Here is a 14,785-nt window from a genome sequence, read left to right on the forward strand (position 1 = left end):
ATGCTTTCCTGGACCGATTTGTGTTGCTTGAGGTACTTCAATGCTACCTTAGGGCGCTAAAAACTAGAAGACCGGGCTATAGCATAGGCGACGAGGCCAAGCCAGGGAGCACCGGTCATAAGGTACTATTGCGATTAGCGTTTGGACCGGGTTTATCAACATTGCATTGCCCTCTATCGCTGGCCAGCTGCGTTAGACAGTCCGTTGGGCATCGCCAATCCTTTGTCCCTCCTTCGCCACGCTGTCGAGCAACCCGTTCCAGAACTCGTCACCTAACGTCCCATTGGCCACGTAACGCCGGGCCAGTTCGTCGTCGGTCGAAGCCTGGGCGGCGCGCGCCTGCATCCACATGGGTCATGTCGCTATAAGTGCCACCACCGGCCTTTAGGGCGCAAACGCGGCGCAGGAAAGCGCTTTCTGTCTCGGTGTTCTCCCGGCTTATGGTGCCGAGTTCCGTTCCAGTTATCACGACGGTGGCGGCTTCCATGGTTCCGTCCTTGGATGGGATCTGTTCGACCACCTGAATCGGCAGGTCGCGGGGATCGGGCATGGCGGCTTCAAGGCGTGCAATGCGGTTTGTCAGGTTCATGCTGTCCTCACAGCCTGTCCACATCCGGCTCCAGCAGGATCTCCCGCTTGCCCGTGAGGTCGGTTTGGTGGCTGAACAACTCTCCGTCGCGACCAACGCAATCCGCGATGACGACGACAGGGCCGGTGTCCCGCCCCTGCTCCAAACGGTCGATTCTGCTTCTGAGGGTCATACCGGGTTCTCCCTTGCTCTGAGGGCATCACCGGCTGCATATGCCGCCGCGCGTTCGTCGTCGGTCATGTCATCCAACTGGCATTCAGCAGCTCGGATGGCATAGGCCCGCCGGTAGAAGTCTTCCGGGTCTTCGCCAACCTTTCTGACCACCTGATCAAACGCGCAGCCGATGAGATAGGCAAAGGCTGGCTCGGAAGTCAGGTCGGGATTCGTGAAGCCAACGACGACGACGGATGGGAGGATCGTTCCCTTCGGATCGGCGCGTTCCAGTTTCGCGATGCGGCTTTCCAGCTTCAACTCGATCTCTCGAAGCAGCTTGAGGACGTCCTCATCCGAATACCGTTTCCGAGCCATCTCTCTTCCCCATTCGTCGTCCAATCAATGGCCCCAGTTTTAGCGGGCAGTCACGGGATGCAGTGTGTGAAACTACTGGGCCAGCGGCTCGTGGCACGAGACGTCGACAGCCAAGTCGTCGAACTCAGAGAATGCACCGCGGTTCTGATCGGCCACACCGCGCGCAGCCCCCCTTTCAATGTGGACATTGGATAGTTTTTTCAGGGGAAAGGGGTAGGCCTCGCCTTGATCCGATTTGCACAACAAAGTCAGTCATCAGAGCAAAACCGTCAGATGACGGCTTCCGGCCAAGAAGTCGCGCCAACGGGATTGACCTGAGCCGGCGATAGCTGAGTTTCGTGGGACGGAAATGAACCAGCGAGTTGTGAGCCGTTCACCGATTTAGTCGGGCTCATGCGCGTACGCGCAAAGCAATCCAACGGGAGGCGACTGGAAACCGCCAAGCTTGAGGATCACTTCTTGTCGTTTGGGACCTCTGAGTTGAGCCCATTCGCGGACGCAATGAAGTCGGCAATCATGGGTACGAATTGCGCCCCTGAGCCGGCCGATTCCATTGCGGATAGCTGATTGCGCACAATATCCTGCAGCGGGTTCAGGGCTCCCGAGCCTATCGCGAGACAGGACAGGTAGCGCATGTCTTTGTGGGCGTTGGTGATCGTGAAACGGTGGGCGGTATCGTCACGCTCGAGGGTCCATTTCATAAACGTGTCATAGAAACCGTTATGCATTCGGGAGGTTCCGATTACGCGATCGAACTGCTCGACCGTGAGTCCAGACTTGCGAGCAATCGCCATTGCCTCGGATAGCAGAGCGGCATTTCCAAGCGACATGAAATTGTTGATCAGCTTCATCTTATGCCCTGTTCCCACCGGGCCGAGATGCATGATGTTTCTGGACCAGGCGCTGATAACGGGTTCGATCCGGGCGAAGGTGTCGTCATCCGCCCCGACGAGTGCACCGAGCGTACCCGCCGCAGCATTTGCAGGCGTGCCGCCCAGCGGAGCATCGGCCATGGAGATTCCCCTTTCGGCGAGGGTCTCGGCCAGGCGTGCCGTGCTGACGGGATCCGATGTGGAGCAATCCACGACGACACTGCCCGCCCGTGCATTGGCGGCGATGCCGTCATCGCCACCAATAACCGCCTCGACCTGCGGCGAACCGGTGACGCAGATATGGATGATGTCGCACGCCGAGGCCAGTTCTGCGACCGAGAGCGCTTCCGTTGCGCCCCGCCCCACCAGGTCTTCGACCGGCGCGCGGTTGCGGTGCGCGACGACCACCAGCGGGAAACCGGCCTTCAGGATATTGAGGCAGACCCCGTGTCCCATAAGGCCGATACCGACAAAGCCGATCACGGGTTTGGTCATGGTCATTCCCCCGTCGATTCCAGCGGCGGACGCTGCTTGACGAAGCCGTTCCAGAGCATGGGTCCGAACAGCGCGAGACCGGTCAGAACGAAGAACACCAGCGACAACGGGCGAGTGAACATCAGCCACCACTTTTCGTCGAGCATCACCATCGATTGGCCGAGGCGGGTTTCCAGCATGCCTCCGAGGATCAACCCGATGGCCAGCGGCACGACGGAGAAGCCGTAGCGGCGCATGAAGAACCCGATGATGCCAGAGACGATTGCGACCCAGACATCCAGCATGGATTGCTCCAACGCGTAGGCGCCGACGATCGAGAAGGTGAAGACGATTGGCCAGAGGATCTGAATCGGGATCAGGGTGACGCGGGCAAAGATCTTGGCGCCCCAGAGGCCGATGAAGAAGAAGATCACGTTGACCAACATCATCGACCAGAAGATGGCAAAGGCGAACTCGGCCTGCTCAGTGAACATAGTCGGTCCCGGGCGCAGCCCATGGATCATCAGGCCGGCGAGGACCACTGCGGCGGTCGGGCTGCCGGGAATGCCGAGCGCCAGTGTCGGCACCATTGCGCCGCCGGTTGCGGAGTTGTTGGCGGCCTCCGATCCGGCAATGCCTTCAAGCGAGCCTTTCCCGAATTCTTCCGGTGTCTTGGACCAGCGTTTGGCTTCGTTATATCCGATCATGGAGGCCATCGTGGCGCCTTCGGCGGGCAGGATGCCGATGAAGGTGCCGATCCCCGTGCTGCGCAGGATGGTGCGCCAGACCTTGCGGTAGTCGTCCCGGCTCGGCAGGCGGATCGCTTTCATAATGACCTGCTTGCGTTCGACATGCAGGTTATCGGCCTGGACCAGCAATTCGGAGATGCCGAACACACCGATCATCACAGGGACAAACCCGATTCCTTCGGAGAGCTCGTTCCAGCCGAAAGTGAAGCGCTCGATCGAGGTCAGCAGATCGATGCCGACAGTGGCCAGCAGCACACCGAATGCGCCTGAGATGATATTCTTGACCGGGGAGCCGTCGCCGATCGTTGCCAGCATCGACAGGCCGAAGACGGTCAGGGCGAAGTATTCCGGCGGCGCGAAGTTATACGCGGCCCGGGCCATCAGGGGGGCGGCCAGCATGAGGCAGACAATCGAGATGAGGCCGCCGATGGTCGAGGAGACTGCGGCCATTCCGAGTGCCCGGCCAGCTTCCCCCCGCTGCGCCAGCGGGTAACCGTCGAGACAGGTTGTGGCGCTCGCAGAGGTGCCGGGCGTGTTGATCAGGATCGCGGTGATCGCGCCGGCGAAGGTTGCCGCGCAGTAGATCGTCGTGAGGATCGCGATTGCCGGAATCGGATCCATCGTGATCGTGAAAGGCAGAAGCAGTGCCGCGCCAGTCGTTGCGTTCAGGCCGGGCAGAGCGCCGACGAGGACACCGCCCAGGGTTGCGGCGAAGATGAGGATGAGCAGATTGATATCTGCAAGGGCCATGAGCCCGGAAAGTGCGGCTTCCATTGGGGTCACCCGTACCAGAGGTTTGTCAGAAGGCCGCGCGGGAAGCGGATCTCGAAAACGCCGTCAAAGAGCAGAAACACCAGGGCAGGCACGATCACGGCCACAAGTACGATCATGATCGGGCGCCGTTCGCCCCATAGCAGGGTCAACGTCCCGGCAAAGAGTGCCAGGCCGATGAAGATATCGATCTCGGCCACAAGCATGAAGCCGATCAGGAGGGCCATGGTTTTCCAGACGGTGCCACTGAGCGGGCTCGGCGGATCCGAGCGGTCCGTCACCATCAACACGATGGCGAGGAAAACGATCAGGCCGATGACGAGTTGCGGGAAATCCGACGGTTGTATCCCGCGTTTCAATATCGGCGGCACACGTTCGAACTGTGTGCTCAACCAATATGCCAAGGCGCAGAATGCAATGATCCCGCCGGGCACGACAAAATGGGCGATGGCGCGTGACGTGCGGTCACTATCGGCACTCATGGGTGACGTTCCTTCCCGGATGGTGGCGCGGCACATCGAAAGATGCGCCGCGCCGGTCTCAGATCACTCGATGAAGCCAAGTTCCTTGAGAGCGGTCTCCATATCCGTGGTCATTGTCGTGACCTGTTCGCCCCAGACTTCGGATCCGGCGACCGACGTGCTGTCGAGGCCGACGGATTCCAGGAAACCCTGGTAGACGCTGTGGTTCATTGACGCCATCAATGCCTCTTCGATCCGAGCAGCGACATCATCCGGGGTGTCCTTGTGGACAACGAAGCCGCGGACGGTCGAGAAGCTGACCGGAATGCCGAGTTCCTTGGCCGTAGACACATCGGGAAGGCCCGCCATGCGCTCATCCGCCAGAACCACGATCGGGCAGATGTCGCCGGCTTCGATCTGCGAGCCGGCCTCTGCAAGGTTCAGCACCGCGGAGTCCACTGCACCGGCCACGAGTTGGGTGGCGAGTTCCGCACCGCCCTCGAAAGGCACGATTTTCGGGATCTGCATGTCGCCCTTGAGCGTGAACATGAAGGCCGAAACGTCATCGATATTGCCCAGATGCGTCGTGCCATACGAAATCGGCGCTTCCTTCTGAGCGGCAACGAAGGCCTCGGCATTCTCGTATGCACCGCAACGTACCATCAGGATCTGCGGATCGTCCGTCCCGCGAGCGATCGGCCGGATGTCATCGAGCGTCATCTTGGTCTTGCCCTTGGCGACCGTCGCGGCGTGACCAATGGTGAAGGTGAGGATCGCATGACCATCGGCCGGAATGTCGAGATAGTGATCCATGGCAACGGCGCCGCCGCCGCCCTTCTTGTTCACGACAACCATGTCCGCGCCGAGTTCGCGCCGAGCCCGCAGCATCATCATGCGCGTGGTGACGTCGGTGCCGCCACCATTGCCGGCATGGGTCACGACTTCGATCGTTTTCGACGGATACTCGTCGGCGGTGGCAAATCCAGCCCCGAATGCACAAGCGATGAGCGACGCGGTGCCAAGCAGTTTGTTCATGTGTAGTTCCTCCCTTGGGTTGACAGATGACGGCAACGCCCCGCTGCCGCCAGACATTCTCAGGACGCCCGCGTCTCCCAGATGGTTGACGGGTCGAGCGCCCGGGTGAACAGGTCGGACAGGCTCTCCTCCGAGACCGCCCTGCTCGTCTGCTTCTCGATCAGCGCCAGCCGACGACCGAGATTGACGGCGTTCCGGGTCGCGCCAAGGTCGGCGATGCCCTGTCCGGCAATATCATAGGCCGTACCGTGGGCCGGCGTGACGATCGGAAACGGGTAGTTGGCAATCAGGGTCACGCCACGGTCGAAGCCGATGAGCTTCATCGCGATCTGTCCCTGGTCGTGATACATGGTCATGACCGCGTCGAACTCGCCGCGCATGGCGCGCACGAACACGGTATCGGACGGGATTGGGCCTGTCGCGGCGATCTGCAGGTCCTGCGCCCGCTTGACCGCCGGCAGGATCAGGTCGTCATCCTCGGTGCCGAAGTTCCGCCCGTCGCCAGCATGCGGGTTGAGCGCCGCGACGGCGATGCGCGGACGCTCGTAACCGACATGCCGCATGGTCTTGTCGGTCAGGCAGAGACTGTCGAAGACGCGCTGTTCGGTGATCCGCCCGGCAACAGCGCTCAACGGGATGTGCGACGTCACCCGGGCATTCCAGATTTCCTCAAGGACATTGAACTCCCGTCCGCTCTCCGCGGGGTGGATCGTGGCATCGATGAAGCCGATCTCGTCGACGTAATCGGGCTGCGCGAGACGCATTGCGAATTTGTTGAAGGGCGTGAAAAACACGGCGTCGGCGTGGCCGGCATTGGCGGCCAGAAGTGCGGCCCGGAAGTTCTGCACGCTGGCCAGCCCGCCGCCGACGCTCGCTTCGCCAAGCGGAAGCGTGTCAGGGTCGCAATTGGCAAGATCGACCATGAAGCTGCCCGAAGGCAGGTCTCCACCAAGCGCGTCGAGCCCGAGCACCGGCAGGTCGATCGAAACGCCCGCCTGCTCGGCGCCGCGTTTCAGCAGCCGCCAGTCTCCGATGACAAGAAGGTCCTCCGCGTTGGCATCCGCATCCGCAATGACCTTCGCCGACAGTTCCGGGCTGATGCCGCCGGCATCGCCCAGTGCCATGGCCACTCTCAATCCACTCGCCATATCGCGTCCCGTCCCGTTTCTGCGTGACCGTCACCGGGGCGCTTGCCCCACAGGTTCCGGCCTTCCATGTCCCGAAGAGGCCGCGATGGCGGGCTGTGCCGATGCCGAACGCCTTGCCGGCTGGCAAGTCGCGGCGGGCGCCCGGACGCGCTTCTGGAGATCGACCATCGACGCATTTTCCTCCGAACGCGTCCATGTCAGCTCCAGTTTCCTCCCTTGCATGTTGCATAATGCATAAATTATACAACATGCAAGGCTCGCATCGAAAAAATGTTTCTTTATACCTTGGAACAGCGGGTTAACGGGAGGTGTGCATGCAGAATCAGGTGAGTGGGGCGGGCGAACCGGTCGCGATTCGGAACCTCAGCCTTCACGATCAGGTCGCAAACCAGATCCGCGATATGATCATTGAGGGCTACCTCGAGCCCGGGACGAGAATCGACGAGGTCGAGCTCGCAACGAAATTCGGCGTTTCCCGTACACCTTTTCGCGAAGCCTTGCGAACGCTGGCCGCAGAGGGACTGGTGGTTTCGCAACGCTCCAAGGGCAGCGTTGTGCGCATTCTCACGCCAGAGGATGTCAAAGGAATGCTGGAGCTACTCGCGCATATCGAATTGCTCGCAGGTCATCTTGTTTGCGAACGGGCGAGCGACGAGGAGATCGCGGACCTGTTGTCGCTGCACGAGGAAATGCTTGAATTCTGGCGCGCCCGGGAACGCATGCCGTATTACAAACTAAACCAGGAATTCCACTCAAGGCTGTCGCATTACGCCAAGAATGCGGCGCTGGAAGAGACACAGTCGAACCTTCAGGCCCGGCTGAAACGGATACGCTTCATGGGAAATCGCGGCATTGAGTCCTGGGACGATGCGGTCGCCGAGCACGAAGAAATGGCCGATGCTCTTCGCAAGCGGGATGGCAAAGCGCTCGGGCGGGTCATGGAAAAGCACCTGCAGAACTCCTGGCAACGCGTTCGCGAGCGGCTCTGATCACAGTGCTCGAAGACCAATATCCTGGTTTTCGAGCGCGAACGTATCGCGCGGAAAGAACGTGGACGGGCGGTTTGCGATGCATGGCAGGCGCATGATCTCTTCGCTCGTCTTGAACTACTTGAATAAACTGCGTTTCGGCATCCGGCGAAGCTACCCGACCCCAGCTTGACACAAGACAGGTTCCTCTGATTCTGCTGTCGAGCGCGGCGGCCTTGCTTTCAACAGAAACGCATCGAAGGGTTCCCGGGAATGTGGCTACTTTCCAGCGACCTGGTCAGCCAACCTCAGGAACAACCCATCCCATGTCTCGGCGTTCGCCATTGGGTTCAGGACGATGATCTCGACGCCAAGACCTTCGAGCCGTTGCTGAGTCCCGGCTGTCGCGAAATCCTCCCAAAGCATGATCGGATGACGGTCAGCGTCGATTGCCAACTCAAAGGCGCTCCATTCTTGCTCGCCAGGGTCGGTGTCCGGCTCCCAGTGCAACGCGGTGATGTCGCCCGGATAGGCGTAATCGAGATATTGGTAGATCGGGTGGGAGGCGAAGATCTGCCGCTCCGACACCTTCGAGAAGAACCGCGACAACGCAGCGTCCATCGCCGCGATTTCCGCCCGAAGATCGGCGGTGCGCTGTTCGATTTGCGGAGCCATGTCAGGCCAGCGGGCAGAGATCGCACCTGCCGCCGCGGCGATCTGGGCCTCGGCAATCTGCGGATCAAGCCATGTCGTGAAAGCATAGGCCCCGTCATGGGCATGCTCGCCCTCTGGCCCGTGTTTGTGAGCGACGGTCTCGGTCTCGGCCGGGATCAACAACGCCTGCACCGCTGCGGTGGTGTCGACCAGCCTGGCCCGGGGAAGCAGGGCGCTTTCGACCCACCCGGCATATCCGGCCCCATTCAAAAGGATGAGATCGGCTTGCTGGTAGGCCTGAACCTCCTCCGGCGACGGGCTCCAGTAAGCCGGATCCACATCGGGTGGCAGGGGGTAGATCACATCCACCTGCGCGCCGCCGAGCACACTGGCGATATAGGCCAGCGGTGCGTTGACGGCTGCGATGGTTCGGGACGTATCAGCCAAGGCCGGCGGGGCCGCCAGAGTGAGCGTGGCAAGGATTGCGCGGTACAGTCTCATCTTATCCATTCCTGAACCAGAGCTGGGCGATCTGGTCTTCCATGAGAGCCGCAGACCAGGTGACGGCGAGGCTAATGATCACCGCGGCGGTCAACAGCAGCAGGAGTTCACTCGCGACGAGCGCTGCTGGAAGGCCGGGTCCGGCACCGAGCCGCAGCGCCACGTCGAACTCACGGCGGCGCATTTGTACAGACAGCCAGACCACCAGCGCCATCGCCAGCAGGGCCGCGAGGCTGACAGCCAGCATCACCCCCTGCAACACGGATTTCACTTGAAAGACGTTCTCCATGAGCCCGCGGATCTGATCGGTTGGCCGCAGGATTTGCACGGCGGTGTCGCGCGCCTCTACACGCCCCCGCAGCAGGGCCGAGGATTTCTCATCGAAGGGAAACACCAGCACAGCCGAGAGCGGAAAGGTCTCGGAGGGGCCATGAAAGTGGAAATCGGCCAGTTGATCGGCCGAAATGGTTTCCAAGGTGGGAAGGCTGGCATTGGCTGTGATCGCATCGCCGCCGGCTCCCTTGAGAAGCAGCGCGGCTTTGGTCTGACGGGTTAACTCCTCGTGGCCATGACCAAGCCCGGAAACGATCCAGCCTGTCTTGAGATCGGTCAGAATGGCGCCGTCATCGGGCGTTCCCGTTGGCTCCAGAATGCCGCTGATCAACATGCCGACAGGATAAGCCCCGGCGAGGTCAAACACCTGATTCACGTCGCTGGTGACAAGTTCTCCGGCGGCGACGCCAAGCGACTGGGCGGCCTCAGCCCCCAGAACGACTTCGCCCAGCGACACTGGCAGCCGTCCGGCGGCGGCGGTCAAGCCTCGCAGGCGAAAATACTCGAAATCCGTGCCAATGATCGGGATGCTCCGCGACGTTCCCGCGACATGGACGGGGGCAAGATCGGCCAGCCGGCTGGCGATCAGCCAGTCATAGTCTTCCATCGAGATCGGTGTCTCGATGTCGCCGCGGAAATAGGCCGCCGTGAGGGTGAGATCGAGCGGCGCCCCGGCGGAACCGTAAATCAACGGGGTCGCCTCGGCGCGGGACATCATGCGGGTCTCGGCCGCGCGGGTGAGCACTTCGGCCAGAAGCGGAATGGTGATCAGCGTTGCCATGACCAGAACCAGCGTCAGGCTGCGCAGCCAGTGAAAGTGCGTGTGGCGCCATGCAAGATAGGCGATGCCGTTCATGCGCCGCTCCGCCATAAGTCGCGAAAGTCCAACACACGGTCGAACCTGTCCAGCAGGCTGTGATCATGGGTGACCATGACCAGTGTCGCGCCGAGCCGGTCGCGCGCCGTCAGCAGGTGATCCATGATAAGGGCCGCCGTGTCCGGATCCAGATTGCCAGTCGGCTCGTCCGCCAGCAGCACCTTTGGATCGGTGACGACTGCGCGGCAGATCGCAACGCGCTGTTTTTCGCCATGCGAGAGCTGGGCGGGCCTGTGGGTCAACCGATCGGCAATGCCCAGCGCTTTGGCCAGTTCGTTTGCGCGGTTCCGGGCATGCGGCGTGACCCGTCGCCCGCGCGCAATCCGGAAGGGATGCAGGATGTTGTCCCGAGCCGTAAGGTAGTCCAGCAACCCAAAATCCTGAAAGACGTAACCCACCGAGTCGGCGCGGTAGACTTGGGCGGCACGCCGGCTCAGGGCATCCACGGCGATGCCATTCACCCGAATGCTGCCGTTGTCCGGGCGGAGCAACCCGCTCAACACGTTGAGGAATGTCGTCTTGCCGCTGCCGCTCGGACCGATGACGGCGAGGGTTTCGCCCGCCTGCACCGTCAGCTGCGGCACGTGAAGCCCGGTTGTGCCGCCGGGATGGGTATAGGCAAGATCCTGGATTTCGATCGTCACATCATCCGCTCCTGCGAGATCACGTCGAACCCCCTGATTTTCCAGACACCGTCAACCGGCACCACCGTCAGTTCGGCCTCATAGGCGTTGGTTCGACTGTGGACATGCCCCCAATGGCCAACGGTGCCGCGCACCACCCACTCGGCGCGCAGGCGAAGCGTTCCCGGATCGGCGGTGTCCTGCGGGCTGACCCCGGTAACGTCCAGCGCTTTCACGCGCGCATCCGCCCCGCCGGCGCGTTCGATCCGCAGGGCGTCCCGCTGCTCGAGGTAAACCTGTTCCAGAACCGGCCCGTCGAGGCTGAGCGCGAGACGATCATAGACCTGATCCTCGGTGCGGAAATCGAAGGCCCGGTAGACATTGTTCAGCAGGTCCCCGGTCAACGCCTCCAGTTGCTCTGGTTCCAGCTCCGGGAGCCGTGTTGCCTGCCGATGCTGAAGCACAGGCAGGGCCGCCACGGCCAAAGCGGCAATGGCCGCGCCGATGACCGCAGTCCGTAGCCCGCTCGGTGTACCGCGCAATGCCGAAACGAGTGCAAAGCCAGCGCTGAGCGCGGCAATTCCACCGAGCAGATACAGCAGAAGAGGCGTTTCGTCGGGCCGCACCAGTTCGACGGCCGCAATCTCGGGGTAAGGCGGGGTCTTGAAGTGATTGGTCCAGGTGACCACCCCGTCCTCGGGCGTCAACGGAAACAGGAAGGGGCCCGCAGCGTCGACGGCATAGCCTGCAACGTCGGGGCTGCGGCTGTCGAACCAGGTCCATTCAAGCTCTGCCTGCTGCGGCAGCCCATCAGTCGGCGCCGACCAGATCAACCCGAGAATATCGGCGTCTATATCGATCTCTTCGCCGGGCTGCAGGAACTCCAGCCCGCGCAAGCCGATCCGCATGAAGGCCGCCCGGTCGAAATCGGGCTGGACCGGTGCCCCCTCGATCGTCATTGGCGTGCGGGAACCGATCTCTGCCGCCACCGCCTTGCTCAGCGCATCCCCCTCCTGCGCGGAAAGAGTCCCGCCCGCGATCTCGCGGTCGACGAGCGACATCGCGTCTCGGACCCGGACAAGCGCTTCGTGCCGGATCTCGTAGGGTTCCGCATAGAGGAAGGTCATGCGCGGATATTTGTTGTGTCGGGTGAGGTTGGGAGTGTCGAAACGCGAATACCAGGGATCATTCCAGTCCAGCGCCAGCTGTGCTGGGGCAGACAAGAAGCGAAAGTCGATCACCGGCACGGCGCGGTGAAAGACGATCATCCCGAGTGTCGCGGTGGCCTGTCCGCTCTCATCCAGCGGCGGCGAGATCATCAGCCCGTCAGGGCGCTCGCCACCAAACGGATAGAACAGCTCCGCATAGAGCACGCGCGGATCCTCCGGTGGGCTGGGCATGGTGCGACCGGTATAGGGATCGGTCGCCCCAGCCATTGGCGAGGCCCGCTCGACCCGCAATCGACGTTCGATTGCCATCGCCTCGACCGGCAGGGACGCCCCGTCACCTGTACGAATGGACAGCCCCTCCCGGGCAAACCGGGCAAGCCGGAGGGTATCCGCGGCTGGTGTTGTCGAGGCGGCATCTTTCCACCATTCCGACGGGACGAGGTCGGAGAAGACCCCCAGATCTTCGACAAACACCTCGAGGACCACGCGCACGCCGCCGTCCTCGACATGGAACTCCGCAATGTTCGGCGCAACTTCGGCGCCGCCAAGGTTAACCCAATCGGCCTGTGCCGCAGGCGCGGCCAGACAAGCAATAAGCGCCATGACGAGCCAGGCTGCGGTCCTGGTGGCGAGCGTTGCGTACGTTCGGATCAAACTCCGATCCTCCTCTTCAGCCCACCTGATCGATCACGTTACTTGCTGATCTGTATCGTGGCCACGGACGTCCAGCGAAGAACGCCATCGTCCCCTTCGACGCATTCCAGCGGTTTCTGCTCGCCCCGGGTCTGGATCTGCCCGCCGGAATGCAGTGCACCGCCTGCGTCGCCAGTGGAGCCAATCGTGCCGCCGGTCATCTGAGCGGACTGGTTGTTGCCGCCGATGAGGAGGTACGCGTTCTTCGAATAGGCGAGCCCGGCATAATAGCAGAAGCGGGACTCGGCACCTTCCGGGATCGGCGAGGCCGTCAGAAGCGCCGTCTGGGCGGTTGCCGGGATGGCCAGCCCGGCGATCAGGAGTGCGAGTGCATAGCGCATTGTAGGTCCTTTCTATCTTGTTGGCGGTCTTCACTAATTCATGAGCGAGCCTGGCTTTGTGGGCACGTTCGAAGGGTCGACTGACCCCTCGGCGAAGTCAAGCTTGCTGGGAGATCTGGTCTTTGGAATTTCCAAGAGGCGCTGTTCCCAAGGCGTTCAGAACCGGCACGACATACCAGGCTATGGGGCCATGTCTGGCGGAGATCGATAGTCACCTCGGCCGCTCCGTCATCCGGGCGGACAGCCCGAAACTGGAACGCTGCCGGCCGCCCCATCGTCGGTCGTCCGACTACTTCATCGTCCACGAGCGGCTTGAGAACGTCGCTCACATCCCAGGCGCCGTCCTTCATCTCGTCGCTCAGCGGATCGGTGAGGCCGGTCGGATCGGGTTTCGGCGGTTCCTTCGCGCCAGGCACCGACCAGGCCTCCTCGGTGATCACGGCCATGCGTTCGGTGATTGCGTCCGCAGTGATGTTCCAGACCATGTTGTCAGCGGCCAGCGACAGCTCGCCATCATAGACCGAGCGGACCTGCTCGTAGATGTCGAACCGCGTGCCTTCCTCGTTGAAGAAATGATAGCCGATCGCCAGTCGCGGCTTGATCTCCGCCATGACCTTGCCGAAGGCCGGCGGGGCGGTGTGCACCTGCGTGCCGACACCAAGCGCCTGTTCGGGAGACTGGCCGTAGAACTTCACCAGTTGATCGGAGGTCAGGAAGGTCTCGTGGATGGCGACATCCGCATCCTTGGCATAGTCGATACACCATTTGTTGGGGAAGGTATCGCCACCAATCACGATCTTCAGGTCCGACCAATCCAGCGCGAAACTGACGGGGCCATCGCCGGCATGAATGGCGGGCCAGGAGCGGACAGTGACACCGTTCTCCTGATAGACCACCTCATTCTCGCCCCGAAAGTCGAACTCCGTGACCTCGATCTTTCCCGGTTCCTGACTGAGCGCGAAGTTGCGGGTTTGCAGGTCCCAGTTGAACGCCTTGAGGAAGTTTTCGACGGCGTATTTGGTCCCCATCTCTTCAGTAGCGCCGGAAGGCCCCCAGATCTTCAGCGGGCCCGTGCGTCCCGCCGTCCAGCCGCCCGCCCAGAGGGTCGCCAGATCGCCCCAATGGTCAGTGTGCAGATGGGTCAGGAACACCTTGTCCAGCATGTCATAGGGGATCATGTAGGCTGCGACATTGGCCATCGAGCCGGTGCCGATATCGAAGGAGAACTTGTCGCCATTTCCAAGCTCGACGAGAAAACAGGTCGCCGCATGCTTGTGCCGGGCCGACGGCATACCGGTGCCGCAGGCCGTCATGCGGATTTCCTCAGGGCCAAGCTCCTCGGTGCCGGGGTAGTAGAAGAACCGATCCGGCGCGACCCCGTTGGGATCTGTGACCTTGCCGCCAGCCGCGTCGACCGGTTCCACCGAAACCATGGTCGCCAGGGCGGCCACCGACAGTATCGCGCATGTCCCTTGCCTGAGGCTCCGTCCGTGGTTCATTGCGTGGTTTCCTTCCAATCTCATGCCGACAAGCGGTTCTGACGCTCCCGGATATCGTTCAACGTCCACCGGATTGACGTGGACGCCCGACCAGATGGTCGATTTTTGGGTAGAGCGGTTCAACCGCTATGTCATCGAAACCATCGGACAGCAGGTGGGCAGCCCCGAGGATCGCCTTCTTACCCTCACACGACTCGTGAAACGGGAAGGGTTGGACCTTCATGAAATTACTTTCCGAGCCTGGGCTGCGCAGGATTCCGACATCGCAGCCAAGGTGCGCGAAGTCGATCATGGCCGGTATGCTTTCATTCGCAGCTTGTTCGAGGAGATGGGATTTGCGGGTGAGGAACTGGAAATGCGCACCCGCATCTGGCTGATCGTTGCAAGCGCAAGGTGCACCATGGATTTCCCCGTCTCCGAAGACATGCCCGGCGACATCTTCGAGCAAAGCCATACGTTCCTTGTCCGCAAGCCGATGTGATCGGGTGATCCGTCTGAGG

Annotated in this window: 16 protein-coding genes; 2 read left to right on the forward strand and 14 right to left on the reverse strand. The window is 61.7% G+C overall.

Going from position 1 to position 14,785, the window contains the following annotated elements:
- Nucleotides 1-268: 268 nt before the first annotated feature.
- The 8 genes from R3X27_RS16475 to R3X27_RS16515 all read right to left on the reverse strand — a co-directional run bounded on the left by R3X27_RS16475 (nt 269) and on the right by R3X27_RS16515 (nt 6,603).
- A complete protein-coding gene (locus tag R3X27_RS16475) occupies nt 269-589 on the reverse strand; it encodes a hypothetical protein (RefSeq protein WP_317709974.1) in 321 nt (106 codons plus the stop codon).
- Nucleotides 590-596: 7 nt separating this feature from the next.
- Nucleotides 597-761, reverse strand: a complete 165-nt coding sequence (locus R3X27_RS16480) for a hypothetical protein (RefSeq protein ID WP_317709975.1) — start codon at nt 759-761, stop codon at nt 597-599.
- Nucleotides 758-1,141 carry a hypothetical protein gene (locus R3X27_RS16485; RefSeq protein ID WP_317709976.1) on the reverse strand — a complete coding sequence of 128 codons (384 nt, stop codon included), beginning with the start codon at nt 1,139-1,141 and terminating at the stop codon, nt 758-760. Before R3X27_RS16485 ends, R3X27_RS16480 begins: the two co-directional genes overlap by 4 nt.
- Before the next feature lie 428 nt (nt 1,142-1,569).
- Nucleotides 1,570-2,484: an NAD(P)-dependent oxidoreductase gene (locus tag R3X27_RS16495; protein ID WP_317709977.1), complete on the reverse strand. Its 915-nt coding sequence runs from the start codon at nt 2,482-2,484 to the stop codon at nt 1,570-1,572.
- A 2-nt stretch (nt 2,485-2,486) separates the two neighbouring features.
- Nucleotides 2,487-3,986: a tripartite tricarboxylate transporter permease gene (locus R3X27_RS16500; protein WP_317709978.1), complete on the reverse strand. Its 1,500-nt coding sequence runs from the start codon at nt 3,984-3,986 to the stop codon at nt 2,487-2,489.
- 5 nt (nt 3,987-3,991) lie between these two features.
- A complete protein-coding gene (locus R3X27_RS16505; RefSeq protein WP_317709979.1) occupies nt 3,992-4,465 on the reverse strand; it encodes a tripartite tricarboxylate transporter TctB family protein in 474 nt (157 codons plus the stop codon).
- A 63-nt stretch (nt 4,466-4,528) separates the two neighbouring features.
- Nucleotides 4,529-5,479 (reverse strand): tripartite tricarboxylate transporter substrate binding protein, encoded by a 951-nt coding sequence (locus R3X27_RS16510; protein ID WP_317709980.1) that lies wholly within the window; start codon nt 5,477-5,479, stop codon nt 4,529-4,531.
- 59 nt (nt 5,480-5,538) lie between these two features.
- Nucleotides 5,539-6,603, reverse strand: a complete 1,065-nt coding sequence (locus tag R3X27_RS16515) for a 4-hydroxythreonine-4-phosphate dehydrogenase PdxA (protein ID WP_317709981.1) — start codon at nt 6,601-6,603, stop codon at nt 5,539-5,541.
- Nucleotides 6,604-6,941: 338 nt separating this feature from the next.
- Between R3X27_RS16515 and R3X27_RS16520 the strand changes: the two genes are divergently transcribed.
- Nucleotides 6,942-7,616, forward strand: a complete 675-nt coding sequence (locus R3X27_RS16520) for a GntR family transcriptional regulator (protein WP_317709982.1) — start codon at nt 6,942-6,944, stop codon at nt 7,614-7,616.
- Between the two features lie 258 nt (nt 7,617-7,874).
- Here R3X27_RS16520 and R3X27_RS16525 read toward each other — a convergent pair whose 3' ends face one another.
- From R3X27_RS16525 to gntH, 6 genes are read right to left on the reverse strand one after another with little or no spacing between them, the layout of a single operon-like run.
- A complete protein-coding gene (locus tag R3X27_RS16525) occupies nt 7,875-8,750 on the reverse strand; it encodes a metal ABC transporter substrate-binding protein (RefSeq protein WP_317709983.1) in 876 nt (291 codons plus the stop codon).
- Nucleotide 8,751: 1 nt separating this feature from the next.
- Nucleotides 8,752-9,939 carry an ABC transporter permease gene (locus R3X27_RS16530; protein ID WP_317709984.1) on the reverse strand — a complete coding sequence of 396 codons (1,188 nt, stop codon included), beginning with the start codon at nt 9,937-9,939 and terminating at the stop codon, nt 8,752-8,754.
- Entirely contained in the window at nt 9,936-10,604 is a 669-nt protein-coding gene (locus R3X27_RS16535) for an ABC transporter ATP-binding protein (RefSeq protein ID WP_317709985.1), read from the reverse strand. The genes R3X27_RS16530 and R3X27_RS16535 overlap by 4 nt, the downstream gene beginning before the upstream one ends.
- Nucleotides 10,601-12,406 carry a hypothetical protein gene (locus R3X27_RS16540; protein WP_317709986.1) on the reverse strand — a complete coding sequence of 602 codons (1,806 nt, stop codon included), beginning with the start codon at nt 12,404-12,406 and terminating at the stop codon, nt 10,601-10,603. The genes R3X27_RS16535 and R3X27_RS16540 overlap by 4 nt, the downstream gene beginning before the upstream one ends.
- 38 nt (nt 12,407-12,444) lie before the next feature.
- On the reverse strand, nt 12,445-12,786 hold the full coding sequence (locus R3X27_RS16545; RefSeq protein WP_317709987.1) for a hypothetical protein: 342 nt from the start codon (nt 12,784-12,786) through the stop codon (nt 12,445-12,447).
- A gap of 38 nt (nt 12,787-12,824) precedes the next feature.
- Nucleotides 12,825-14,285: a guanitoxin biosynthesis MBL fold metallo-hydrolase GntH gene (gntH, locus tag R3X27_RS16550; protein ID WP_317709988.1), complete on the reverse strand. Its 1,461-nt coding sequence runs from the start codon at nt 14,283-14,285 to the stop codon at nt 12,825-12,827.
- Nucleotides 14,286-14,379: 94 nt separating this feature from the next.
- Here gntH and R3X27_RS16555 point away from each other — a divergent pair, with 94 nt between their 5' ends.
- The gene (locus tag R3X27_RS16555) at nt 14,380-14,766 is read left to right on the forward strand and encodes a hypothetical protein (protein ID WP_317709989.1); all 387 of its coding nucleotides are present in this window, start codon (nt 14,380-14,382) and stop codon (nt 14,764-14,766) included.
- The last annotated feature ends 19 nt before the right edge of the window (nt 14,767-14,785 follow it).

It is taken from the genome of Tropicimonas sp. TH_r6 (assembly GCF_033101155.1).
In the GTDB taxonomy this organism is placed as follows: Bacteria; Pseudomonadota; Alphaproteobacteria; order Rhodobacterales; family Rhodobacteraceae; genus Tropicimonas.